Genomic DNA, 22,875 nt, shown 5'->3' with positions numbered 1-22,875 from the left:
CTCTTTCTTATTATGCTTGGTTAGTGCGGAAGAATGGAAGCTTCTGCACAATGTGAATTAATCCGTATGCAAGAATTAAGCACATAAGAGGATTAATGAAAAATCCGTAGCGGTTAATTGCTAAGAATAAGTTTGAGAAGATAATGTAAATAATAGAACTTGCTACTAGCATCATAACGCGTTTATGTTTAAATGAATTTAGCATGAGGCAGAAGCTGCTCAAGAATGTACCGATGATAAACACTCTATGACATAGTTGCATAAAGTTATGAATACGGTATTGGTCTACAGCAGGAGCTGTTTTGAATAACTCAATTGTTTTACCGACAGTGAACCAAGAGAACCAATAAGTGAAGTCCGTCTTAAATCCATTCTTGATTAATTCTTTAGCGTATGCACCTTTGTCATCTAAGCCTTTAGCTCTCATTTCATTTACTATATTTTCATAGCCAATTTTATTAAATGGATCTGCACCGGCAATCAGTGGATCTGCACCTTGGGTTGAGAATAAAATAAATTGGTTGAGCGCTAAATAGTTACGAACAACCCATGCGCCAATAATCAAGAACGGTCCGATAAACCATAACAATCCGATTCGAATGGAGTCTTTAAATCCATATGTAAATAACACAACAAGAACAGGAATGAGCATCATTGGAGCTGGATTTGGACGGAACATAAGTAAAATTGAAACGACAATTCCAAACCATATATGGAATTTCGTTTTATTGTATTTCCATGCGAGAACAAATACATATACACATAACGCCAATAAGAATATGGATGGAACTTCTGTTAGTAATGTACGGAAGTATGTATAGTTACTTGGATAAATAGCATATAAAATACTTGCAACAATTCCATAAATGTTTTTTTCGAACAATTCTTTTCCTATTAAGAATACTAATAGTACTGTACAAAGGTTCATGATCATGTTAATAACAGTTGCTACGTAATAGTAAGGAATGGATGTAATATCAGAAATAATCATAGCGCCAGCTAATAGTAATGGCTGACCTGGTGTGATATATGCATTTTTCCCTGGAACCTCACTAGGTTCTAAATACACATAACCAAATACACCATGTTTTAATAGTTGTTCAGCTGTTAACGAATAGTTAAATGCATCATTTGCACCATATGTTACTTTGACTAACTCTCCATCTAGTCCTGGCTGTTTTACTAAACAAAAAACGTGCAACAGGAAAGAAAGCGCCAAAATTGCATATACCGCTTTAGGCAAACTCTTAAACTTAGTAAGCAAAAATGAGCAACTCCTTTTTTATTAATTCTTTCGTATTTTCATGTGAAATCTTTAATAGTATTAAGGATTTCCAAAACATAGTTATTATATCATAAAGTAGAATATTGAAATTAGGTTTTTCAATAATGAGTAATTTGTATGCCAAAATTTAACTATTTATTAAGGGAATATTAAGAAAATACATCCATGATAGAAGCAAGTATGCAGACGAAATATGTAATATATGTTATTTTAATAGAAATAGTTTTTTCGATGCGGGGTGAAATTAATACATAGAAACGAGGGAATGAATTGAAGTATGGTTCTACACTTTTTCATCTTCCAAAAAGAAATATATTAATTTCTAGCATTATAAGTAGTATGGTGACTTTATTAGTAATAACTATGCTGTTTATAATTTTAAAGGTTTTTAATTTAGACATGATGAAAGATCATTTAAATCAAAAGCTTGTTTTAAGTGTTATGATGATTTTCATATGGGGCATAACGTTTTATATTACGCATTTCAATAAAAAAGAGATGTCTATACTTAGAGCATCCCTGCGAGTGCATTTTATATTATTTTTGCTAGCTCATACAGTAGCGTTATTTTATATTGTCATGCAAGTTAATATGAGTTTCATAGAGGCAATGAATTGGATTTACTTTTATAATATGCAGTTTATATTAAGTTTTGTAGTAATTTATGTAATATATATTCTTGTATATAATTTAATAGGTAAGGTTTTTCTAAGTATGGTTTTAACGAGCTGTACGTTAGTCATTTTATGTATTGTGAATTATTTGAAGCTTATTTTCAGAGGTGATCCGTTATATCCTTCTGATTTCACACAAATTACGCATATGCAATCAGTTATACCGATGGTGATGGACTATTTTAGCTGGAGTTATATGTTTATCATTATCGTAAGTGTCGTAGTTTGTATTGTAGCAGGGATATATATGAGAAGGTATATTCAAAATGTAAAGATTCATCTAGGAATAAGAGCCTTATTAGTAGTAGGATCTATTTTTGTTCTATATGCGTATGGTAATTTTACGAATACATTTATGAATAAAGTATTTCAAAAATCAGGTGTAGATTTTGTTTTGTGGAATCAAAATGAAAACTATGCTTCAAATGGTTTTGTACTTGGGTTTATTAGCAATTTAGATACAACAGTTATGGAAAAACCAAAAAATTATTCTAATGAAAATATGCTTCAAATAGCAAACGATATAAAAAAACAATATAGTGGAAATATAGGGAATCAAAAGAAAAAAGAGAAACCGAATATTATTTTTGTAATGAGTGAATCGTTTTGGGATCCCACGAAAATAACCAACCTTTCTTTTAGTGAAGATCCTGTACCAAATTTACATCATTATATAGAAAACTTTCCTGGTGGACAAACTATTTCTCCTACATTTGGGGGAAATACGGCGAACGTTGAATTTGAGGCATTAACAAGTTATTCAATGAGTTTGTTAAAGCCAGGTTCTATACCATATCAGCAAGTTATTACAAATAAGAAAGAAATTCCATCAATCCCTACGGCGTTGAAAAAAGAAGGTTATTACACAAGTGCAATTCATTCATTTGGTCGCACATTCTTTAAACGTGATGATGTATATAAGGTGTTAGGATTTGATAAGTTCAATGCAGAGGATACGATGGAAAATGTGGATATTGATGGAGATTATATTAGTGATTTAGCGATGAGTAAAGAGATAATTGCTGAGTTAGAGAAACAAAAACAACCTACATTTATTCATGCTGTTACGATGCAAAATCATTTTCCGTTTACAGAAGGCCGATTTGGTGAAAACCTAATAGAAATTAGCGGCCTAGAAAATGAAGAATCAAAGGGAGAATTAGAGACGTATACAGAAGGATTAAGACGTTCAGATGAGGCACTTCAATATTTAATTGAGCAACTAGATAATTTAGATAGACCTACATTATTAGTATTCTTTGGAGATCATCTTCCATCATTAGGAACCAATAAATCTTTTTATAAAGAAAATGGGTATATAACGAATGAAAAAACACCAAGTGAACGTTTAGCGATGGCGCAAACGCCGCTATTAATGTATGCAAACTTTGATATGCCAAATGATAATTTAGGTTTAGTAAGTCCAATTCATTTTTCTAATCTTATTTTTGATTATGCAGGATTAAATAAATCCTCATTTTATCAATTTTTATCGGAACTTTACAAGGAAATACCAGTGCTTAGAGATGAATTAAAAGTTGATAAAAATGGAGAAGTAATCAATGATTTAACAAAGAAACAAAAAGAAATGTTAGAGCAATATAAAATGCTCCAATATGATTTACTCGTCGGAAATCAATATAGTAAAGATATCCTCTTTAAATAAAAGAAACAAAAAGAACTTGTATAACGATACAAGTTCTTTTTTCATAGTATTTAACGGGGTAACCAGACAAGCTGGGTTTAGGGAGTATTACTTGTACATTTAGTATATATGAAAATGTAATCGTTTTATTTGTATATTTGTGAGAAATTTGTGAATTTTATGTTTTGTAAAAAATCGATCATATTAACTTTCATTCTTGTATTGCAGTTGTTATGCATGTAAAAATTTTATCAGTTCTTTATTTAATTCATTCGCTTGATCGATTGGTGAACCATGACCACTATTTGTAAGAGCATGTAACTGAGAATTTTTAATTCGTTGTTGCGTAAGCTCAGCGCTTTTGTAAGGAATTAGTTGGTCGTGAACGCCGTGGAAGATTTTTGTTGGAACGTTAATTTTATTTAAATCTTTCGTTACATCTTCATTTGCAGCTGCTTGTAAAATTTTGATAAGGGCATAAGAAGCGGACTGCATACCGAGATAAGAAAACCATTCAAGGGTTGCGGCTCCTAAGTTTCTATTGAAAAAGGACAAAGATACATCATTTAAAAATTTTGGTAAATTAGCATACATTTGATTAATAAGGGCATCTGCTTGTTCTTTCGGTACACCGTAAGGGGACTCTTGATTTTTAACGAAAGAGGGGGAGACAGCGTCAATTAATGCGAGCTTAGAAATGCGGCGCCCATTATAGCGAGACATATAGCGAATAGAAAGAGCACCACCAACTGAGAAACCGACTAACGTAGCGTTCTCTACTTGGAGTGCTTCTAGAACAATTGCGATATCATCGGCTAATCGATCATACGTGTAACCAGTCCATGGCTTATCAGATTGCCCATTTCCTCGTATATCCATGGCGATACAGCGAAAGCCATGCTCTGGTAAAACATTGAGTTGATATTGATACATTTGATGATTTAAAGGCCATCCGTGAACGAAGAAAACAGTCTTACTACCTGGACCAGGATTAACGTCTTGCACAAAAATATGCACATCTTTCTCGACCGTAACAAACATAAAACTCCCCCTGTTCTATCAATAGGTTCCATTCTAAAAGCTTTGTTTTACTTTTTGGGCCGTCTATATAAAACATCCTCCATAATATACGTATTAATGATCATAGATTTTATGCTCTGTATATAGTCTAAATATATTGCGTTTTTGGTACGATTTTCCTCAAATGTTCGATTTATCTTTGTTTGTCTGTGAAAATCATTTATTATAATAAATGGTATTCTTTGAGATGTTATTTTGAAGGGGTGTTGAAGTGAAAGAAAGTTTTCTATCATATAAAGAAGAAGAAAGGAATGCAAAAATCCTTTTATGGGTGTTATATGTCATTGTTATTGCATATCAAATTTTTTATGCAATCGTATTAGAAGATAAATCAATAATGGATAAGGGATACAACATAATATGGCAAGTTATTTGCGGAGTAGCAATACTGTGCGTGAATATATATTTACTAAAAAAAGAAAAGGCAAACCTTGTTAAATATGCATGGATATTTGCATACATAGGGATAGAAATCGCTAATATAATTTCGTATATTTTTTATAATAAGGCGGCGTTTGATGCGACGAATATAATAGAGATTATTCTCATTTTCTTTGTACCCATATTTTTAAATAAAAAATTTTATGTGTTTTTGCTTTCCTCTATTGTAGGAAAATATTTAATTTATTTATTTGTATTAGAGGAAATAAAAGCATTTATGTTCCTTATTATGTATACCCTTATGTTAATAGTTGCATATATCATTTTAAACCGATTTTTACAATATCTTTCAGCTGTAAAGGAAAGTATTGCGATTGCTAGTGAATCACAAAAATTAGCAGTAATCGGAAAAATGGCAGCGACGGTTGGACATGAAATTAAAAATCCACTCGCTTCATTAAAAGGATTTACGCAATTACAAAGAGAGAAGCATGAAGAGGATCCTGTTTATAAACGTATGATTTTTGAAATAGAAAATATGAATAATATGATAAGCGAGTTGATGGAAGTTGCTACATGCAAGCCTTCTATTTATAAGAAACATGATCTAGGAAAGATTGTATTACAAGCAACAACAACTCTTCGCGAAAAAATGAATGAATTAAATGTGCAGCTTATTTCTAATGTGGAAGAAAAAACAATAGAAGTTGAATGCGATGAACGAAAAATAAGAGGAGTCTTTTTATATACAATAAAAAACGCTTTAGAAGCAATGGAGCAAGGTGGCATATTACATTTACGATTAGAGAATAAAGGAAAAGAGTATGTAATGATCAGCTTAATTGATAATGGTCATGGTATTAAGCAAGAAAACTTAGCCCGTGTTACAGAGGCCTTTTATACAACGAAACAAGATAAAATTGGTCTGGGTCTTACAGTAGCGAATCGAATTGTCACCGAGCACCTTGGTGAGCTACATATTTCAAGTGAAAGAAATACTGGAACGAGAATAGACATTATTTTGCCAAGGAAGTGTGGAAATACTGAAATCCAAGTGGAAGAAAAGCTAGGAGTTACCATATGAATAAAGGCTATATATTTAAAAATGAAGAAATAAAGGCGTTGAAAGTATTTTTAAGTTTATTTTTTATTATATTTTTTGTGTATGATCTTGCCTATGAATTTATCGTACCTTTAATCGCGGGAGAGCAAGAAGGCGTAGGAAAGTTTGAAGATGGTTTAGGTTTATGGCTTTACTTTTTGATGGTAGTATTGTTTTGCATTGGGATATACTTTATGAAATGGAAGAATGTTTTTCCGGTAAAGTATATTATTCTAATTGGCTATAATGTATTAGATTGTATCCATAACATTATGATTTATTATGGTAGCGATGCGGAATTTGACGGTGGAAATATAGTAGAAGTATTTTTTATTTTGTTCGCACCAATCTTTGTGAATAAAAGATATTTCTGGTTAGTTCCAGCGATACTTGTTGGGAAGTACGCTCTTACAGGAATCATTATTCAATCTTCTCTCGTTTTAATCCCAATGGCATTATATAGTGTATTTACTATCATATGTTGGATTATATTTTTGAGGGTTCAGTCTTACGTTCGAACGCTTGAAATGATGGACAAAGAAATAAAACAGACAGAAAAACTAGCAGCTGTTGGAAAGATGGCAACGGTTATTGGTTATAAGATTAGAAGACCTTTAGCAAACTTAAAAAAACTTGTGAATAAACAAGCAGACAAGCATCCGGAAGATAAAATTTATAGTGATATTATGAAACAAGAAGTAGATCGGATCCATATAATTGCTACAGAACTTAGTGGATTTGAGAAATCTAAATCACTAGAATCAGAAACTCATAACATACAAGAAATTATCTCTTATGTTATTCGAGTTATGGAAAAGCCTGCTTTAAAACAAGGAGTTCACATACAAGGTATTTACAGTAAAGACTTACCGTCAATTACATGTGATGAAAAACGATTAAAACAAGTCTTTTTTAATTTAATCAAAAATGCAATTGAAGCAATGTCAGTTGGCGGAACAATTACGATTAAAGTTACTGTAAAAGATGGAATCATCATTCAAGTGAAAGATGAGGGATGTGGTATTCCGAAAGATAAAATTCCAAAGTTAAATGAAGCCTTTTATACAACGAAAGAAACAGGAACTGGTCTAGGTTTAGTAGTTACAGAAAAAATTATTAAAGATCACAATGGTAAAATGAGTTTTGAAAGTGAAGTTGGGGTTGGAACGACGGTTGAGGTTATGTTACCACTGCATTAACTACAAAAAACATCACTTATTTGGAAGTGATGTTTTTTGTGTTCTTCTTAGGTAGACGTTCTAAAAAAGAGGACGATAACGAAAAATAATATATTGATAGTGAAAAAAGAAAATAATGGATGTTTTACTATGAAAAATATATAATGGCTTTGTCTGTTATTTGTTGTAGTTCATTTATATTTCTATTTGTTGACCCGAATCTCGGGTCTTTTTTTATGAAATGAATTGCTATATATCAGTAATTAGAAAAATAGAACATACAGCACTTGCGGCATGAATATAAAGAGAGGTTGTATTCTCCCTCAAAAATAGGTTTCCAGCTATAATACTGGTAGGTTCGTTTTCTGGCACAACGAAAGCATTTACGTTGGTACATGTGCGTTCTCATTTATTCAGCTATTTGCCGGGCAGTCCGATTGGTGAGGGATGATAATCAGTGGGGGATGAAGACCCCCCACTGATTAAGGTTTCACTTTATCTATTTTTCTGTGGTCGATTGTATTGTGTATATAAATTAAAAAAATGATAGTGTTAGAGCCACCATTTTTCCTGTGGAAGCAAAATAACATCCACATCAAAATTCTCTTTAAACCAATCATACATCAATGTCTCTTTCACTAAATATTCAGAGGCAGAGTGTGACACACCAATTAGAGACATATTCGTTTCTTTTACATAATCCATAATGAGTGAGTATTTATATCGGCCGTAATCATTGTCGATATGGCAATGGATTTCTCCTGTAATATATGCTTCAGCACCTTTTTCTTCTGCTTCCTTCATTAAAGATACAACATCGCCACATCCAGCGATAATTGCGATTTTTTTGATGGAATCATGTCGTTTACCTTCGAAGTCTGTGTAAGGAATCTGGAAGAGTTTTTTTAGATGTTTTTGGAGTGCTTCTGTTGATGTTTCATCTATTTCACAAATAAGGCCAACTGGTTCTTGTTCTGGACCTCCATATGCAAAGTCGTCCACTACAGTAGCGTTTAATGCTTTTGCAATTGAAATACTCGTTCCATGCGTTTGATGAAAATCCATTGGTACGTGACATGTATATATAGAAAGTTGTTTTTCTTTTATTTCTTGCAAATATTTTTCAGGAATTGGTATGAAACCTCGACCGGATCTTCCAATTGGATCACCGCACTCCATTACAAGGGGATGGTGCATAAAGAGTAAATCACCGGGTGTGGATTGTGAAATGAATGTTTCAAGAACGTCATCTGTAGGGAATACAGCTAAAAATACTTTGGTTACATGTTCAGATCCGTGCATCATAAGGCCGTTAAATAAATCTACAAAATTTGCTTCAAAAAATTGTTGCCAAGGAAATTTGATAGGATCATATACGGCTGGTATAAATCGACTAAAGGCACTATCTTTTCCGTATTTTTCAATTTGAAATAAGTGATCGAGTGATTGCTCTATTTTTTTTAAGGCTGGCATGTTTAATAATCCTCCTTAAGATGATTCTTGCTTTATGAGTTGTTTATATTCTTCGTAGCAAAATAAGAAGCGGATAGGAAACAAATAAAACCTAGAATCCAGCTAATAGAAGGAGAATAGGGAAGTACATGCTGTAATAGCCTTCCGCTAGAAATGAAGAAAATACTAAATAGACCTAATAACATAGGATAGCGTTGTAGTTTGAAAACAGATAGTAAACATCCTTTCTCCTGCATGAACTACTCATAAAAGCTCGATTGCTGAAACTTTATCACATACATTGTATATTAGTCTTAATTTTCTGTATATAACTTTTAAGAAAAATGGTGATACAATATATGAATGATAAGAGAAGAGAGGATGAAGATTAACATATGTACGTTACTGTAACAGAAGCAGCATATAAAAAGATTATGGATACGATTCCAAGTGAAGCGAAATATATAAAGTTATTTTACGATAATGAGGGTTGCGGTTGTGTCATGAGCGGAATCATCGATTTAGTAGCTGTAGCAGAGAAAGATGAGCGCGATGTGGATATTGAATCAAGCACAATGAATTTTATCGCTGATCGTACAAAGCTTGTATTTATGGACGATAAGTTAACGGTTGATTGGCATGAAGGTGGAGGAACTTTTCAGCTGAAGAGTCCGAGCCAATTTTATAATCCGAATATGAAGTTACATGTTCGAGTGTAGTAAAGGAAAGGTGGTCCAAAATGTATGTTGGAACCACCTTTTTTTATTGTATAAGTTGCTATTATTGTCGTTTTTTGTTGATAAGTCGATATATTTAAAAAATCGCTGATATAATTCGAGTTGCGCCGATATATTCGAAAAATCGCCGATATAAATTCATACACCAAATAACGTACACCTCTCCTGACAATACGAAGATTTTTTCACATAATGAAATGTACATGTGATTGAATTTTCTGTATAATCTTCTTTGCGGAGGGGATACGCATGAGAAGATGGGGAATTGAGTTATTAATTTTAAGTGTTGTTATTATTTGGGGGATTAACTATACAATTGCGAAGTATGGACTTTTAGAATTTACAGCAATTGAGTTTACTGCACTTCGTATGATGGCGGCGGCACCGCTTCTGTTACTCCTTACCTTTTTTATTGAAAAGTCGGTTTATATGGAGCGAAAGGATATACCTAGATTAATCATCGTTAGCGTTGTAGGTATTGTACTGTATCAAACGCTATTTATGGAAACTGTCAAATATACATCCGCTACAAATGCCTCTTTACTCATTTCTATATCACCTATTTTTACAACTGTATTTGCGATTTTTCTGAAACAAGAAAATTTTTCTTCTCGAAAGTTAATCGGTTCTATGATTGCTTTTGTTGGTGCAGAATTAGTTTTAGTAGCAGGGCATTCACTTACTAGTTCTTTTTATGGCAATGGAATTGGACTTATTACATCAATATGCTGGGGGCTTTATCCTGTTTTAGCAGGACCATTAATTAAAAAATATTCAGCATTACGTGTTACAGCATGGTCTGCGCTAGTGGGTGCGATTCCGCTATTATTGTTAAGTGGTCCGCATGTGTTTGTCATGCCATTTCACATTATTCACGGAATGACACTATTTGCTTTACTATATTCTATTTTCTTTGTAACAGTATTTGGTCTAGTAATGTGGTATGTTGGTGTTCAAAAAATTGGAGCGTCACATACGATGGTATATATGTATATAACGCCGCTTGTAGCTGTTTTATTTGCAGCTGTCTGGGCAAATGAATATGTATCGTTTCAACAGATCATCGGTGGAATTATCATTTTTGTCGGTCTATGGTTTGTGAAATCCCAGAAAGGAAAAGTTCATTCTATTGCAGGGGAACCTATATCAAAATAGGAAAACAGATCACCTATGATCTGCTTTCCTATTTTTTTATTTTTGGTAAGAAGATGAGAAATAAGATAGCAGTAATAAGTGGAATTAAGTTTAAAAATGGAATACGGAAGAGTGTAATAAGAATAATACCTGGAAGAAGAACACCGAGGACAGCGTAAAAAATGCTATGATTTTTCGTGTACCAATACAATGAAAGTCCAATAAGTGCAGGGATAATGAGGTGAATGAGAGCCATTAAAAAATAAATCATTAGACGCCCCCTTTATTTGTGTGCTTATTACATCATATCCGTATGTTCATAGATTGATATCATTTTTTTCATAAATGGACGAAAAAAGTTTGAAAAACCGTCACAAAATATGAGAATATGATGTTTGAAATCTTGTATAATATTATTTTCTAAAAACATTTAAACAACATAAACATACTGTTTATGTTGTTTTTAATTTAAATGAAATGGATTTAAGGAATATGAATTTGAAAGAAATTTTTTGTTGGATAGATAAGAACGAATGAAGAGAGGTACAGCATGATTAGTATGTCACTAAGATCATTTAAAATCCAATCGTATTATATACTAGGTATTTTGTTACTAGGATGGATGTTAACACCGTTTTCAGCACACTTTTTAGGCGCTGGAATTGGGCTTATTGTAAGTATGTATTGCGTTTGGCTTTTAGGGAGAAGAATTGAGAAGCTTGGAGATAGTATTGTAAAGAAGACGAAAGCACCGACACTCGGTATGTTTAACCGTTTTGCAGCTGCCATTTTGGGTGCTATTATTATGTACGAAATTGAGCACCACATGGTTATGTGGGCGTTTGCAGTAGGGATTATGGGTGGTTATTTCTTAATCGTTGTGAATTTAGGTTACTATAGCATGAAAGATGAGAAAGAACTAACAAAGAGCTAAAAAAGATAAAAAGATAAAAGAATTCTTTTTAGATGGAATAGATGATCCAGCCACGGATAGAAGCGGTCAGGGCCTTTTTTAGCCCCATGTGATGTGAAACCCGAGAGATGTAGTGAGTAGGGATATTATTTATATGTTCGAAGCCATGACTTGTCTCTGTTGAAATGGGTTTACTCTGGGATAAGTGATTCAGTGATGGATAGTACAGCAGGAAGCATAACTTTACATAAAATACAGGTTTCTGCTTCCAATAAGTTAACATGAAATTACGTATTAGTATGACTCTTAGCTTCTTTAAAAAAGTTGGATATAAGACAGCAAACTATTCCGGTAATTAGAATAATATATTTTATCGTTTCACTTGTATGCTCAAATAAATTAACGTTAAGCATTACAAGTCCCCAAAAAACTTGAATCGCTCCATAACTGAATAAAATTTTTCCTGTACGAGAAAAATTTTTCATAGGTCTCACCCTTTCCTGTATATGTAAATTGTATCATAAAAAAACTAAAAACGAATAAATATAAAGTGAATTTTCTGTAAAATTATAGATGTTGGCATGCCATTTTATGATTTAAGTCACAGATCAAGAGATTAACGTTTCACTTTATATAAGATATAGAAAGAAGCTTACGTTTTCACGTAAGCTTCTTTTTTATGTAAGTGTGTGTAACCGTTAAGCCGCATTGGGTTTTGTCGGTGAGTACGCGAAACTTTACGTTTACACGACACTTATTCATATGAGTAAAGGGTTATTCCAACAGAAATTTTTAATTTAAGCGATTGGGCCGCCTAAGTTAATAATATCTTCAGAAACGCTTTCGAACTTTTTGAAGTTCTCTTTGAATTCATTTGCAAGCTCGATTGCTTTTGATTTGTAAGCAGCTTTATCAGCCCAAGTTTGTTCAGGCATTAACACTTCGTCAGGTACACCTGGTACGTGAAGTGGAACTTCAAGACCGAAGATGTCATGTTTAGCTGTTTCAGTTTTTGCAAGTTCGCCGCTTAATGCTGCTTGAATCATTGCACGAGTGTAACCTAAGTTCATACGTTTACCAACGCCGTATTCGCCACCAGTCCAGCCAGTGTTTACTAAGAATACTTTCGCATCGTGTTTCTCGATTTTTTCACCAAGCATTTCAGCGTAGCGAGATGCATCAAGTGGTAAGAATGGTGAACCGAAGCAAGTTGAGAATGTAGCTTGCGGAGATGTAACACCGCGCTCTGTTCCTGCTAGTTTACTAGTGTAACCACTTAAGAAATGATACATAGCTTGTTCTTTTGATAACTTACTGATTGGAGGCAATACGCCAGATGCATCAGCAGTTAAGAAAATGATGGTATTTGGGTGTCCAGCAACACTTGGCAGTACGATATTGTCGATCGCATGCATAGGGTATGCAGCACGAGTATTTTCTGTTAAAGTAGTATCGTTGTAGTCTGCGATACGCGTTTGGTCATTAATGATAACGTTTTCTAAAACAGATCCAAATTTGATTGCATCGAAAATTTGTGGTTCTTTCTCGTGAGAAAGGTTTACACATTTTGCGTAGCAACCGCCTTCAATATTGAATACACCGTTATCAGACCAACCGTGCTCATCATCACCAATTAATTTACGGTTTGGATCAGCAGATAAAGTTGTTTTACCTGTTCCAGATAAACCGAAAAATAGTGCTACGTCACCTTCTTCACCTACGTTTGCAGAGCAATGCATAGAAAGAATATCTTGTTCAGGTAGTAAGAAATTCATAATAGAGAAGATTGATTTTTTCATTTCTCCAGCGTATTCTGTACCACCAATTAGTACAATACGTTTTTCGAATGAAACCATAATGAATGCTTCAGAGTTTGTACCGTCAACAGCTGGATCAGCTTTGAAGTTCGGTGCAGAAACAATTGTGAACCCTGACTCATGAGTTGTTAATTCTTCTTCAGTTGGACGAATGAATAATTGATGTACAAATAAATTGTGCCATGCATATTCATTAATAACTTGAATTGGTAGGCGGTAATTGCGGTCAGCGCCTGCAAATCCTTTGAAGACGAATAACTCTTCTTTTTCTTTTAAGTATTCTAAAACTTTAGTATATAATTTATTAAAATGTTCTTCAGAAATCGGTTGGTTTACAGCTCCCCAAGCAATTTTGTCAGCAACCGATGCTTCTTTCACAATAAATTTATCTTTAGGAGAACGTCCTGTATATTTTCCTGTTGAAGCAGAAACGGCACCAGTAGAAGTTAATTTCCCTTCATTTCGCATTAATACTTTTTCCACTAATTGCGGAACACTTAGTTGAATCTGTGCATTGCTTCCGTTCAATAATTCATGTAAACCAATTTGGACATTCACAGTACTCATATTTATATACCATCCTTTTCATTTAATGAAATATTTCTCGTAATCCCCAACAATAGTATAACACAATTATATAAATAATGTATACTATTTATTTCTTTTTGTTTGTGTGAATACATTATTTCCTTATTAATATTTCATTTTAGGCGCATTGAGAAAAACTTTCACGAAAATGTGAATATTAATTGACAAATGAATATCATTTCTTTAGTATAGGTTGGGACGGATACTCTCTTATCCCGAGCTGGCGGAGGGACAGGCCCGATGAAGCCCAGCAACCTCACTTGTATTGATAAATGCAGGTGAATAGGTGCTAAAACCTGTGCGAGGCTACAGGTCTCGAACGATAAGAGCGAAGGGCAAAAAGCAGTATGCAAGTAGCAAATTAAACCTTTCCTCTATATAAAGTAGGAAAGGTTTTTCTGTATGCTTGTGTGGGAGAATAAATGTATGTCGCAATCTGTGGCAAATTAAGGATGAGTTCCGTACAATATATACAATTACTGTAGGGAGGTTTACCACATGACAAAAAAACGTCATCTGTTCACATCTGAGTCTGTAACTGAAGGACATCCAGATAAAATTTGTGACCAAATTTCTGATTCAATTTTAGATGCGATCTTATCAAAAGACGCAAATGCACGTGTAGCTTGTGAAACAACTGTAACAACTGGTTTAGTATTGGTAGCGGGGGAAATTACGACTTCTACTTACGTAGATATTCCAAAAATCGTTCGTGAAACAATTCAAGGCATTGGTTACACACGCGCAAAATACGGATTCGATGCAGAAACTTGTGCAGTTTTAACATCTATCGATGAGCAATCTGCTGACATCGCTATGGGTGTTGACCAAGCGCTAGAAGCACGCGAAGGTCAAATGACTGACGCTGAGATTGAGGCAATTGGTGCAGGAGACCAAGGTTTAATGTTTGGTTTCGCATGTAATGAAACACAAGAGTTAATGCCACTTCCAATCTCGCTTGCTCACAAATTAGCTCGCCGTTTAACTGAAGTACGTAAAGATGATACGTTATCATACCTACGTCCGGATGGAAAAACGCAAGTTACAGTTGAGTATGATGAAAATGGTAAACCAGTACGTGTTGATACTATCGTAATTTCTACACAACATCACCCAGATGTTACATGGGAAGAAATCGATCGCGACTTAAAAGAGCACGTAATTAAAGCTGTAGTACCAGCAGAATTAATCGATGGAGAAACGAAATTCTTCATTAACCCAACTGGCCGCTTCGTAATTGGTGGACCACAAGGTGATGCTGGTTTAACAGGACGTAAAATCATCGTTGATACTTACGGTGGATACGCTCGTCACGGTGGCGGTGCATTCTCTGGTAAAGATGCAACGAAAGTTGACCGTTCTGCAGCATATGCAGCTCGTTATGTTGCGAAAAACATCGTAGCAGCTGGTCTTGCTGAAAAAGCAGAAGTACAACTTGCATACGCAATTGGTGTAGCACAACCAGTATCAATTTCAGTTGATACATTCGGCACTGGTAAAGTATCTGAAGACGTATTAGTAGAACTAGTTCGTAACAACTTCGATCTTCGCCCAGCTGGTATTATTAAAATGCTAGACTTACGTCGCCCAATTTACAAACAAACAGCAGCTTACGGCCACTTCGGACGTACTGATGTAGATCTATCATGGGAACGTACAGACAAAGCTGCAGCTTTAAAAGAGCAAGCTGGTCTATAATATATGAAAAAAAGCTTTGCGCAGTGAGCGCAAAGCTTTTTTTATTTATAATTACGTTGAAATAAAGCGAAGAGTTCAATGTCATGCCAAGTGCCGTTGCGGAATATAGCTTCTTTACAAGTTCCTTCATGTTGAAAACCGAGTGATTTATATAATTTAATTGCTCTCTCGTTGAAAGAAAATACTCGTAAAGAAAGGCGATGTAAATTTAATTCTAAAAATGCATAATTCAATAATAAAGTGAAAGCTTCCTTCCCATAACCTTGCCCCCAGTAATCCTTTTTACCAATATCAATAATGCATTCAGCGTTTCGATTATACGAATCAATATGAATTAAAGAAGTAATACCAATTGGAAGATGCGTAGCTTTTTCTTCAATGATATAGCTTTTAGAGTTTGAAGAATGAATAAATTGCTGGCAAAGTTTTTCTGTATCTTGTAAGGAATATTTATCAAGGTTAAGGGTAGTTGAACTCATAACGTCTATATCATTATGCCATTTATAATACGTTAGAATATCATCTTCGGAAAACTTTCGTAACTGGATACGGTTTGATTCAAACAATATAAGCCCACCTTTTGTATTTACTAGTTTTTGTTCATTATTTCAATACACGAGCTACAATAAATGTGTCCTTCTAGTTCAATATACTTTCTTATATTAGTCATACCATTTGCCGGAAATGGCATATGAATCCACGCTTTTTCATACGTTTGTATTTCTTTTTCACATGATTTACAAAGGATTGGTTTCTTCTTGAACATATGTAATCAACCTTTCATTTGACGTGCTTTACTTGCGCAAAAGGCACTACTTAGTAAAAATAGTGTCGCGAATATAATGCTTACTAATGTAGCGTATGGAATTGCGCCTTTTAAGGAAAAGCCGACAGTGATGGAAGCGACGAATAAGAGGATGAATGTTGTTGTTAATTTTTTATAAAGTTCCATACTATGTAGACCTCCAATCTATTTTTTAGTACAAGTTTTAAAATTGAATTCTATTATGTAGAAAATATAAAGAGTAGCTAAAGATGTGTAGTCTAGGAGTATAAGAAATTGCACTTTCCTTTTTGTGGGTTAGTATACTTATATTGTATCATGGCGCATGATTGGCTTCATACATAATTGTGTAAAGGTATGTATGATAAAATGAAGAAAAGTCTTTAAGAAAGGAAAGATAAAAAATGAGTGTAACTGAACATAAAAAACAAGCTCCAAAAGAAGTGCGTTGCAAGATTGTTACGATTTCCGATACACGTACGGAAGAAACAGATAAGAGCGGACAACTATTACATGAATTGTTAAAAGAAGCGGGACATAAAGTAACTTCTTATGAAATTGTAAAAGATGATAAAGAAAGTATTCAGCAAGCAGTGTTAGCTGGTTATCATAAGGAAGATGTAGATGTTGTATTAACAAATGGCGGTACTGGTATTACGAAACGCGATGTCACAATTGAAGCAGTATCAGCGTTATTAGATAAAGAAATTGTTGGATTTGGTGAGCTGTTCCGTATGATTAGTTATTTAGAAGATATCGGAAGCAGCGCAATGTTAAGTAGAGCGATTGGTGGTACAATTGGGCGCAAAGTAGTTTTCTCGATGCCGGGGTCTAGCGGAGCGGTTCGACTTGCGATGAATAAATTAATTTTACCGGAATTAGGCCATATTACATTTGAGCTGCATCGCCAATGAGTAAGTGTGCTGGAATTGTATTAGCGGGCGGTATGTCGAGTAGATTTGGTGAGCCGAAAGCGTTAGCAATTTGGAAGGGAACTACTTTTGTTGAGCATATTGTGAAAGTGATGGGAAATACTTTGCAAGACATTGTAGTAATTAGCCATACTGATATAAAAGAGCGAGTAGAGCAATTCGTACAAGTTCCTGTTATAGAAGATATCCCGCATTATAAAGGGAATGGACCGCTGGCCGGCATTGTATCAGGTATGGAATACATAGAAGCAGATTGGTACGCTATTATGCCTTGCGATGCGCCAAATGTTTCGCATGAGTGGTTTACCATTTTATTAGAGCAAACGAGCAATGAATATGATGCGGTTGTACCTATTATTAATGGAAGGAAACAACCGTTACTTGCAGCGTATCATAATCGAGTGAAAGAAAAGATTTATGCTTTGCTTCAGGAAGAAAAAAGAAGTATGGGCCAGCTTTTATCACAATGTAATGTGAAGTATATTGTTGGTGAAGATGTACAAGCGAATGCGGATTGGTTTATAAATGTGAATACGAAAGAAGAATATGTGCAGGCTCAAAAAAACCTTTCAAATGAATGAAAGGTTTTTTTGTATACAGAAATTGGGGAACAATTACTGTATAAAGGTATGTGAGTAAGTTGATTTTAAGGGGAATTTCTTAAAATCACTATACAGTTAAAATAGTGTATAACTATATATTAATTTTTATGGGTTTTTATTACAAGTCTGTTTAGTTATGTTTATTTTTGATATAATGAATATAGAAATAAAACAATGTTTAACCTTATGTATCATTTATGAAACTAAAATTTATAACTGTGTAATAAACTCCCTTCGTCTAGTTGAAGGGAGTTCTTCTGTTTAAGCGAGTAATTCTGATGCGGTGTGCTGAAGGACTTCTTCATATTGGTCAAGTAACCCACGGAAAATCTCATCCCAGCTTTTTGTTTTAGCATAAGACGAAGCAGCTATGCCCATTTGTATAAGCTGCTCTTCATTTCGCAATAAAGAATGGATGGATGATAGAAATGAATCCGCATGTTTGGGCGGGCAAAGAATTCCTGTTTTTCCATCTGCAATAATATTTTTAACCCCACCACTATTTGCACCGATGACAGGTGTACCGCATGCAAGTGATTCGAGTACGACATTTCCGAACGTTTCAGTAGCAGATGGAAATATCATGATGTTAGAACAAGCATATACTTCAGCTAAATCTTTACCTTGTAAATATCCAGTAAAAGTGACATTTGCTTTCGGAACAGCTTCACGTAAATTTGTTGCTAGAGGACCGTCTCCTGCGATGAGCCAATGAATGTCATTTCGAGTATGGGCTGTTTTGACGATAAGGTGTTGCAACGTATCAATATCTTTTTCAGGGGCAATCCGTCCAACGTAGGAAAGGACATACTTCGCTGTAATATTATATTTTTTTCGGAATAGGTCTGTATTGTAAGATGGATGAAAGAGTGTGCAATCTACACCACGTCCCCAAATGGATAGGGCCTGAAAGCCTTTATTTTTTAGTTGGTGTAACGTTTCAAAAGAAGGAACGAAATTTTTTTGCATATGGCTATGAAACCATTTTAAATAGTTCCAAAGCATATTAGAGAGAAATTCGATTTTGTAATAGCGTAAATAAGCATCGAAATCAGTATGATAAGAACCGACAACTGGGATGTTTAACTTTTTTGCATAATATAATCCACAAAGTCCCATGTTGAAAGGTGTAGCAATGTGAATAATGTCAGGCTTAAAGGAAAGAAGTTCTCGTTTAATGCGCGGAGTAGGAAAAGAAAAGCGACATTCTGGATATAATATTGTTAACGGGATACTTCTCATCTTGTTCACATTGGCCACGAAATTATCTTCAGCTGTATGCTGAGGGGCGAAAACAGAATAGGCGATCTGTTCTTTCTGAAAATATTGTGTTATTCGCTCTAACGTTTTCGCAACCCCGTTAACTTGTGGCGTAAAAGTATCGGTAAAAATGGCGACTCTCATCATATCACTCCTTTATGTGAAAAGTGGGATGAATTGATAAAAAGAGATGATGCCAGAGCAAGTGCCAAGGCACATACCGACGAATACATCTGACGGATAGTGAAGTCCTAAATAAATGCGAGAAATACCGACGCATAATGCTAACGGTAATAAAAAAACAAATAAACTTGGATTATAACAAATAAATGGAATAAGGACAGAGAAAACGGCTGTTGTATGACCAGACGGGAAAGAGTGGTCTTTTAATGGGTGGACTGGATATTTCGCATCCTGAATTGTTAAATAAGGACGTTTTCGTGGATAACATCTTTTTAATATTTGTACAGGAATATGGCTAATTGTTAAAGAAATAGCAGATGCGATTGCAGTTTGATGCAAAGTCCCTTTTGCAAAAAATAAAAAGAACAGTGTGAGTGCGATTGAGAAAGTAGCACCACCTATATGAGTAATATTGCTGAAAAAGATATTTAATGTTTTTTGATCAAAGTATCGGTTAATTCCTTTGAAAATGTAACATTCTATTTTATACAGTCCACTGGCCTTCATGAAAATTCTCCTCCCTTGCTTACATATATATGGAGATATTAGCTTTTATTTTAATAAGATTTTATTGAGGGAGTAATAATGTTTTGTAAAGAAAAAGTTAGTTTTTATAAAAAAAGCTGCCACTTTAATGGCAGCTGGAAAAGTTACTTCTGTAATGATTTATAATACTGACCTTTTTCAACATATTGTGTGCGAATTCGCTCCATGTCTTTACGGTCTTCCTCCGTTAACTCACGAATGACTTTCGCTGGGCGACCGAAAGCTAACGTGTTTGGCGGGATTTTCTTTCCTTGTGAAACGAGGCTTCCAGCACCGATGAAGGCTCCTTCGCCAATTTCAGCACCATCTAATATAATAGATCCCATTCCAATTAAAGCATCTTGTTTAATATGACAGCTATGTAAAATAACTTGATGCCCAACGGTAACATCGTCTTCTAAAATAAGAGGATACTGCGGGCTTTGGTGAAGTGTACATTGGTCTTGTACATTTACTCGGTCTCCAATGATTGTTGGTGACACATCACCGCGTATGACTGTATTAAACCAGATACTTGATTCTTCACCAATGGAAACATCGCCTGTAATGGTAACATAATCAGCGATAAAAGCACTACTCGCAATTTTCGGATTTTTTTCTTTGTAAGGATATATCATGTAAAGCCTTCCTTTCCTAGAGACTAGTTTCAGTGTATCAAATTATGAAAAAGAGTGAAATGGAGGAGGTCCGTATGTGGAATTATGAAGCGGAGGAAGCAAAGGCTGTAATCATTATTGTGCACGGCGCGATGGAATATCACGGACGTTACGAGGCTGTTGCAGAAATGTGGAATCATATCGGCTACCACGTCGTGATGGGGGACCTTCCGTCACATGGAACGACTTCAAGAAATAGAGGACATATTGATTCGTTTGATGAATACATAGAGGAAGTTAAATTGTGGGTGAAAGAGGCAAGAAAGTATCGGTTACCTATTTTTCTATTCGGTCATAGTATGGGCGGTCTTATCGTCATTCGTATGATGCAAGAAACGAAGAGAGAAGATGTAGACGGCATTATTTTAAGTTCGCCATGTTTAGGGGTAGTGACTGGACCTTCAGCACCGCTTCAAGCTGCCTCAAAAATATTAAATATTATCGCTCCAAAATTGCAATTTGCAACGAATCTTACAGTGGAAATGTCAACTCGTAATCATGAAGTGAGAGACGCGATGGAGAATGATTCATTGTTCTTGCGCAAAGTATCAGTACGTTGGTATAGTGAATTGATTAAGTCTATCGAAATTGCTCATAAAAAAATAGATGATTTTCCAGATGTTCCGCTCTTGCTAATGCAAGCTTGTGAGGATAAACTTGTAGATAAAACACGTGTCCGCACTTGGTTTGATAATGTTAAAATAAGTGATAAGGCTTTTAAAGAATGGCCGAATTGTTATCACGAGCTATTAAATGAGTATGAGCGTGATGAAATTTTGAGTTATATTCAGTCATTTACTGAAATGCATGTCAATAATATAGTAAAAACAAACAAATAAATCATTATTTGTACATTTAATAGAGGAGATGAAGGAAGAAGTGAACGTACCGAGTAATCCCATAACGCTCATGGCGAAAGTATACCGTGATGTGTTTCCGGTTGTACACCATGAGCTAGCGATGTGGAAAGAGCGTGCCTACCATATTCCGAATGATGAGCTTCATAGTCAGGCAATCGCAAGTATTGAGCATAAAACGTTTCATTGTGAGGGCGGTGGCATTTTAGCTCTGCTAGCAAATGAACACCGAGAAGAATGTATTCGTTTTATCGTAGCGTATCAAACGATCAGCGACTATTTAGATAATTTATGTGATCGCAGTACATCACTTGATCCAAATGATTTTGCCGCACTGCATGAATCGATGTTAATGGCATTATCACCTGAAGTAGAAGGCGGCGGTAATTATTATCGTTATCGTGATGATCAAGATGATGGTGGTTATTTAGATGAACTTGTTGAAACATGCCAAGATGTTTTAAAGAAAACGAAGCACTATGACAAAATTGCTTCTGTTCTTCATGAACTTGCTTGTTATTATTGTGATTTGCAAATTCATAAACACGTGAAATTAGAAGAAAGAGAGCCGCGCCTGAAAAACTGGTTTGAAGCACATAAAGAAAACTTACCTGAGATGAGTTGGTTTGAATTTTCAGCATGTGCCGGTTCTACACTTGGAATTTTCTGTCTTGTCGCATATGCATTTCATGATGAATTACATGATGAAGATATTGCGAAAATTAGACAAGGATACTTCCCTTACGTACAAGGACTTCATATTTTGCTTGATTATTTCATTGATCAAGAAGAAGACCGTATAGGCGGAGATTTAAATTTCTGTAGTTATTACGAAAACGAGCAAGTGATATTAGATCGTATGAAACATTTTGTAGAAGAAGCAGAGAAGAGCATTGGTGATTTGCCTCATGCGAAGTTTCATCGTCTCATAAGCCGAGGATTACTTGGTATTTATTTATCAGACCAAAAAGTATCAGCACAAAAGAATATGCACAAAATGGCACGGCGCATTGTAAAATACGGAGGTCTCACTTCACGATTCTTCTATTGGAACGGGAAGATGTACCGAAAGAAAACGGCGCAGTGATGAAGAAAACCACTCATGTAGAGTGGTTTTCTTTGTTATAATATGGTAAAGGTGGTGGCGGAAATGAAGAGATTGTTTCAAAAGCTATATGACCATATTGAGGTTACATTACTCGTGCTACTTTCCATTTCATTTGTAACTGGAATATATATGATGATGAATAGGCCAAGTGGTCCTACTATGATGGATTATGTGCCCCAGGTAATAATTGGCGTAATTATTATAGTAGATATCGTCTTTTTAATAAGTGGTAGAAAAAAAGAAAATAGTAAATAAAAAAGCAT

Annotated in this window: 24 protein-coding genes and 1 riboswitch; of the genes, 12 read left to right on the top strand and 12 right to left on the bottom strand. The window is 34.7% G+C overall.

Annotation, left to right across the window (positions count from 1 at the left end; genetic code table 11):
• Positions 1-10: 10 nt before the first annotated feature.
• A complete protein-coding gene (locus ACTFRH_RS25890) occupies positions 11-1,264 on the bottom strand; it encodes a glycosyltransferase family 39 protein (protein WP_000956216.1) in 1,254 nt (417 codons plus the stop codon).
• Positions 1,265-1,555: 291 nt separating this feature from the next.
• On the opposite strand from ACTFRH_RS25890, the gene ACTFRH_RS25885 reads away from it, so the two are divergent.
• Positions 1,556-3,625: an LTA synthase family protein gene (locus tag ACTFRH_RS25885; protein WP_000873620.1), complete on the top strand. Its 2,070-nt coding sequence runs from the start codon at positions 1,556-1,558 to the stop codon at positions 3,623-3,625.
• A gap of 210 nt (positions 3,626-3,835) precedes the next feature.
• Here the strand turns inward: ACTFRH_RS25885 and ACTFRH_RS25880 are convergent, their stop codons facing one another.
• Complete coding sequence (locus ACTFRH_RS25880; RefSeq protein ID WP_000498280.1) at positions 3,836-4,645, bottom strand: alpha/beta fold hydrolase; 810 nt, start codon at positions 4,643-4,645, stop codon at positions 3,836-3,838.
• Between the two features lie 250 nt (positions 4,646-4,895).
• Here ACTFRH_RS25880 and ACTFRH_RS25875 point away from each other — a divergent pair, with 250 nt between their 5' ends.
• Positions 4,896-6,149 (top strand): ATP-binding protein, encoded by a 1,254-nt coding sequence (locus ACTFRH_RS25875; protein WP_000664880.1) that lies wholly within the window; start codon positions 4,896-4,898, stop codon positions 6,147-6,149.
• Entirely contained in the window at positions 6,146-7,366 is a 1,221-nt protein-coding gene (locus ACTFRH_RS25870) for an ATP-binding protein (protein ID WP_001032633.1), read from the top strand. The genes ACTFRH_RS25875 and ACTFRH_RS25870 overlap by 4 nt, the downstream gene beginning before the upstream one ends.
• Positions 7,367-7,897: 531 nt before the next feature.
• Here the strand turns inward: ACTFRH_RS25870 and ACTFRH_RS25865 are convergent.
• Positions 7,898-8,818, bottom strand: coding sequence for a Nif3-like dinuclear metal center hexameric protein (locus ACTFRH_RS25865; RefSeq protein WP_001111116.1), 921 nt, complete (start codon positions 8,816-8,818; stop codon positions 7,898-7,900).
• 374 nt (positions 8,819-9,192) lie between these two features.
• Here ACTFRH_RS25865 and ACTFRH_RS25860 point away from each other — a divergent pair, with 374 nt between their 5' ends.
• Entirely contained in the window at positions 9,193-9,516 is a 324-nt protein-coding gene (locus ACTFRH_RS25860; RefSeq protein WP_000289570.1) for an iron-sulfur cluster biosynthesis family protein, read from the top strand.
• Positions 9,517-9,783: 267 nt separating this feature from the next.
• Complete coding sequence (locus ACTFRH_RS25855; protein WP_001255417.1) at positions 9,784-10,689, top strand: DMT family transporter; 906 nt, start codon at positions 9,784-9,786, stop codon at positions 10,687-10,689.
• A gap of 28 nt (positions 10,690-10,717) precedes the next feature.
• On the opposite strand, the gene ACTFRH_RS25850 is transcribed toward ACTFRH_RS25855, so the two are convergent.
• Complete coding sequence (locus ACTFRH_RS25850; protein ID WP_000639042.1) at positions 10,718-10,939, bottom strand: hypothetical protein; 222 nt, start codon at positions 10,937-10,939, stop codon at positions 10,718-10,720.
• 279 nt (positions 10,940-11,218) lie between these two features.
• On the opposite strand from ACTFRH_RS25850, the gene ACTFRH_RS25845 reads away from it, so the two are divergent.
• Positions 11,219-11,602: an ATP synthase subunit I gene (locus ACTFRH_RS25845; protein WP_000624926.1), complete on the top strand. Its 384-nt coding sequence runs from the start codon at positions 11,219-11,221 to the stop codon at positions 11,600-11,602.
• A gap of 266 nt (positions 11,603-11,868) precedes the next feature.
• Here the strand turns inward: ACTFRH_RS25845 and ACTFRH_RS25840 are convergent, their stop codons facing one another.
• The gene (locus ACTFRH_RS25840) at positions 11,869-12,066 is read right to left on the bottom strand and encodes a hypothetical protein (protein ID WP_000788123.1); all 198 of its coding nucleotides are present in this window, start codon (positions 12,064-12,066) and stop codon (positions 11,869-11,871) included.
• Between the two features lie 312 nt (positions 12,067-12,378).
• On the bottom strand, positions 12,379-13,965 hold the full coding sequence (pckA, locus tag ACTFRH_RS25835; RefSeq protein WP_000108811.1) for a phosphoenolpyruvate carboxykinase (ATP): 1,587 nt from the start codon (positions 13,963-13,965) through the stop codon (positions 12,379-12,381).
• Positions 13,966-14,193: 228 nt separating this feature from the next.
• A riboswitch (SAM riboswitch) is annotated at positions 14,194-14,315 on the top strand.
• A 169-nt stretch (positions 14,316-14,484) separates the two neighbouring features.
• Here pckA and metK point away from each other — a divergent pair.
• Positions 14,485-15,684 (top strand): methionine adenosyltransferase, encoded by a 1,200-nt coding sequence (metK, locus tag ACTFRH_RS25830; protein WP_000163115.1) that lies wholly within the window; start codon positions 14,485-14,487, stop codon positions 15,682-15,684.
• Positions 15,685-15,725: 41 nt separating this feature from the next.
• Here the strand turns inward: metK and ACTFRH_RS25825 are convergent, their stop codons facing one another.
• Genes ACTFRH_RS25825 through ACTFRH_RS25815 form a run of 3 tightly spaced genes read right to left on the bottom strand, consistent with a single transcriptional unit; the run spans position 15,726 to position 16,636 of the window.
• Entirely contained in the window at positions 15,726-16,250 is a 525-nt protein-coding gene (locus ACTFRH_RS25825) for a GNAT family N-acetyltransferase (RefSeq protein WP_000464117.1), read from the bottom strand.
• 23 nt (positions 16,251-16,273) lie between these two features.
• Positions 16,274-16,450: a hypothetical protein gene (locus tag ACTFRH_RS25820; RefSeq protein ID WP_000473607.1), complete on the bottom strand. Its 177-nt coding sequence runs from the start codon at positions 16,448-16,450 to the stop codon at positions 16,274-16,276.
• Positions 16,451-16,456: 6 nt separating this feature from the next.
• Positions 16,457-16,636, bottom strand: a complete 180-nt coding sequence (locus ACTFRH_RS25815; protein WP_000424808.1) for a hypothetical protein — start codon at positions 16,634-16,636, stop codon at positions 16,457-16,459.
• Positions 16,637-16,872: 236 nt separating this feature from the next.
• Here ACTFRH_RS25815 and ACTFRH_RS25810 point away from each other — a divergent pair, with 236 nt between their 5' ends.
• On the top strand, positions 16,873-17,382 hold the full coding sequence (locus ACTFRH_RS25810) for a MogA/MoaB family molybdenum cofactor biosynthesis protein (RefSeq protein ID WP_000117124.1): 510 nt from the start codon (positions 16,873-16,875) through the stop codon (positions 17,380-17,382).
• Entirely contained in the window at positions 17,379-17,981 is a 603-nt protein-coding gene (locus ACTFRH_RS25805; RefSeq protein WP_000030831.1) for a molybdenum cofactor guanylyltransferase, read from the top strand. Before ACTFRH_RS25810 ends, ACTFRH_RS25805 begins: the two co-directional genes overlap by 4 nt.
• 282 nt (positions 17,982-18,263) lie before the next feature.
• Here ACTFRH_RS25805 and ACTFRH_RS25800 read toward each other — a convergent pair whose 3' ends face one another.
• The 3 genes from ACTFRH_RS25800 to ACTFRH_RS25790 all read right to left on the bottom strand — a co-directional run bounded on the left by ACTFRH_RS25800 (position 18,264) and on the right by ACTFRH_RS25790 (position 20,608).
• Positions 18,264-19,406 (bottom strand): glycosyltransferase family 4 protein, encoded by a 1,143-nt coding sequence (locus ACTFRH_RS25800; protein ID WP_001261598.1) that lies wholly within the window; start codon positions 19,404-19,406, stop codon positions 18,264-18,266.
• Positions 19,407-19,418: 12 nt separating this feature from the next.
• Entirely contained in the window at positions 19,419-19,952 is a 534-nt protein-coding gene (locus ACTFRH_RS25795) for a phosphatase PAP2 family protein (protein WP_000647632.1), read from the bottom strand.
• Positions 19,953-20,095: 143 nt separating this feature from the next.
• Positions 20,096-20,608 (bottom strand): gamma carbonic anhydrase, encoded by a 513-nt coding sequence (locus ACTFRH_RS25790; RefSeq protein WP_000640201.1) that lies wholly within the window; start codon positions 20,606-20,608, stop codon positions 20,096-20,098.
• 74 nt (positions 20,609-20,682) lie between these two features.
• Here ACTFRH_RS25790 and ACTFRH_RS25785 point away from each other — a divergent pair, with 74 nt between their 5' ends.
• From ACTFRH_RS25785 to ACTFRH_RS25775, 3 genes are all read left to right on the top strand, one after another.
• Positions 20,683-21,486 carry an alpha/beta hydrolase gene (locus tag ACTFRH_RS25785; RefSeq protein WP_000267406.1) on the top strand — a complete coding sequence of 268 codons (804 nt, stop codon included), beginning with the start codon at positions 20,683-20,685 and terminating at the stop codon, positions 21,484-21,486.
• Between the two features lie 40 nt (positions 21,487-21,526).
• Entirely contained in the window at positions 21,527-22,591 is a 1,065-nt protein-coding gene (locus ACTFRH_RS25780) for a tetraprenyl-beta-curcumene synthase family protein (RefSeq protein WP_001102469.1), read from the top strand.
• Positions 22,592-22,654: 63 nt separating this feature from the next.
• A complete protein-coding gene (locus tag ACTFRH_RS25775; protein WP_000825350.1) occupies positions 22,655-22,867 on the top strand; it encodes a hypothetical protein in 213 nt (70 codons plus the stop codon).
• The last annotated feature ends 8 nt before the right edge of the window (positions 22,868-22,875 follow it).

The organism is Bacillus cereus group sp. MYBK216-1 (assembly GCF_051916495.1).
Taxonomy (GTDB): Bacteria; Bacillota; Bacilli; order Bacillales; family Bacillaceae_G; genus Bacillus_A; species Bacillus_A thuringiensis_K.
The sequence above is the reverse complement of the archived record's forward strand: the minus strand, read 5'-3'. Positions and strand labels throughout refer to the sequence as shown.

Bases quoted from the DNA above. Each gene is read 5' to 3' on its own strand.
- ACTFRH_RS25880 (WP_000498280.1), bottom strand. From the start codon at position 4,645: ATGTTTGTTACGGTCGAGAAAGATGTGCATATTTTTGTGCAAGACGTT.
- ACTFRH_RS25870 (WP_001032633.1), top strand. From the start codon at position 6,146: ATGAATAAAGGCTATATATTTAAAAATGAAGAAATAAAGGCGTTGAAA.
- ACTFRH_RS25865 (WP_001111116.1), bottom strand. From the start codon at position 8,818: ATGCCAGCCTTAAAAAAAATAGAGCAATCACTCGATCACTTATTTCAA.
- ACTFRH_RS25860 (WP_000289570.1), top strand. From the start codon at position 9,193: ATGTACGTTACTGTAACAGAAGCAGCATATAAAAAGATTATGGATACG.
- ACTFRH_RS25855 (WP_001255417.1), top strand. From the start codon at position 9,784: ATGAGAAGATGGGGAATTGAGTTATTAATTTTAAGTGTTGTTATTATT.
- ACTFRH_RS25850 (WP_000639042.1), bottom strand. From the start codon at position 10,939: ATGATTTATTTTTTAATGGCTCTCATTCACCTCATTATCCCTGCACTT.
- ACTFRH_RS25845 (WP_000624926.1), top strand. From the start codon at position 11,219: ATGATTAGTATGTCACTAAGATCATTTAAAATCCAATCGTATTATATA.
- ACTFRH_RS25840 (WP_000788123.1), bottom strand. From the start codon at position 12,066: ATGAAAAATTTTTCTCGTACAGGAAAAATTTTATTCAGTTATGGAGCG.
- pckA (WP_000108811.1), bottom strand. From the start codon at position 13,965: ATGAGTACTGTGAATGTCCAAATTGGTTTACATGAATTATTGAACGGA.
- metK (WP_000163115.1), top strand. From the start codon at position 14,485: ATGACAAAAAAACGTCATCTGTTCACATCTGAGTCTGTAACTGAAGGA.
- ACTFRH_RS25820 (WP_000473607.1), bottom strand. From the start codon at position 16,450: ATGTTCAAGAAGAAACCAATCCTTTGTAAATCATGTGAAAAAGAAATA.
- ACTFRH_RS25815 (WP_000424808.1), bottom strand. From the start codon at position 16,636: ATGGAACTTTATAAAAAATTAACAACAACATTCATCCTCTTATTCGTC.
- ACTFRH_RS25810 (WP_000117124.1), top strand. From the start codon at position 16,873: ATGAGTGTAACTGAACATAAAAAACAAGCTCCAAAAGAAGTGCGTTGC.
- ACTFRH_RS25805 (WP_000030831.1), top strand. From the start codon at position 17,379: ATGAGTAAGTGTGCTGGAATTGTATTAGCGGGCGGTATGTCGAGTAGA.
- ACTFRH_RS25800 (WP_001261598.1), bottom strand. From the start codon at position 19,406: ATGAGAGTCGCCATTTTTACCGATACTTTTACGCCACAAGTTAACGGG.
- ACTFRH_RS25795 (WP_000647632.1), bottom strand. From the start codon at position 19,952: ATGAAGGCCAGTGGACTGTATAAAATAGAATGTTACATTTTCAAAGGA.
- ACTFRH_RS25790 (WP_000640201.1), bottom strand. From the start codon at position 20,608: ATGATATATCCTTACAAAGAAAAAAATCCGAAAATTGCGAGTAGTGCT.
- ACTFRH_RS25785 (WP_000267406.1), top strand. From the start codon at position 20,683: ATGTGGAATTATGAAGCGGAGGAAGCAAAGGCTGTAATCATTATTGTG.
- ACTFRH_RS25775 (WP_000825350.1), top strand. From the start codon at position 22,655: ATGAAGAGATTGTTTCAAAAGCTATATGACCATATTGAGGTTACATTA.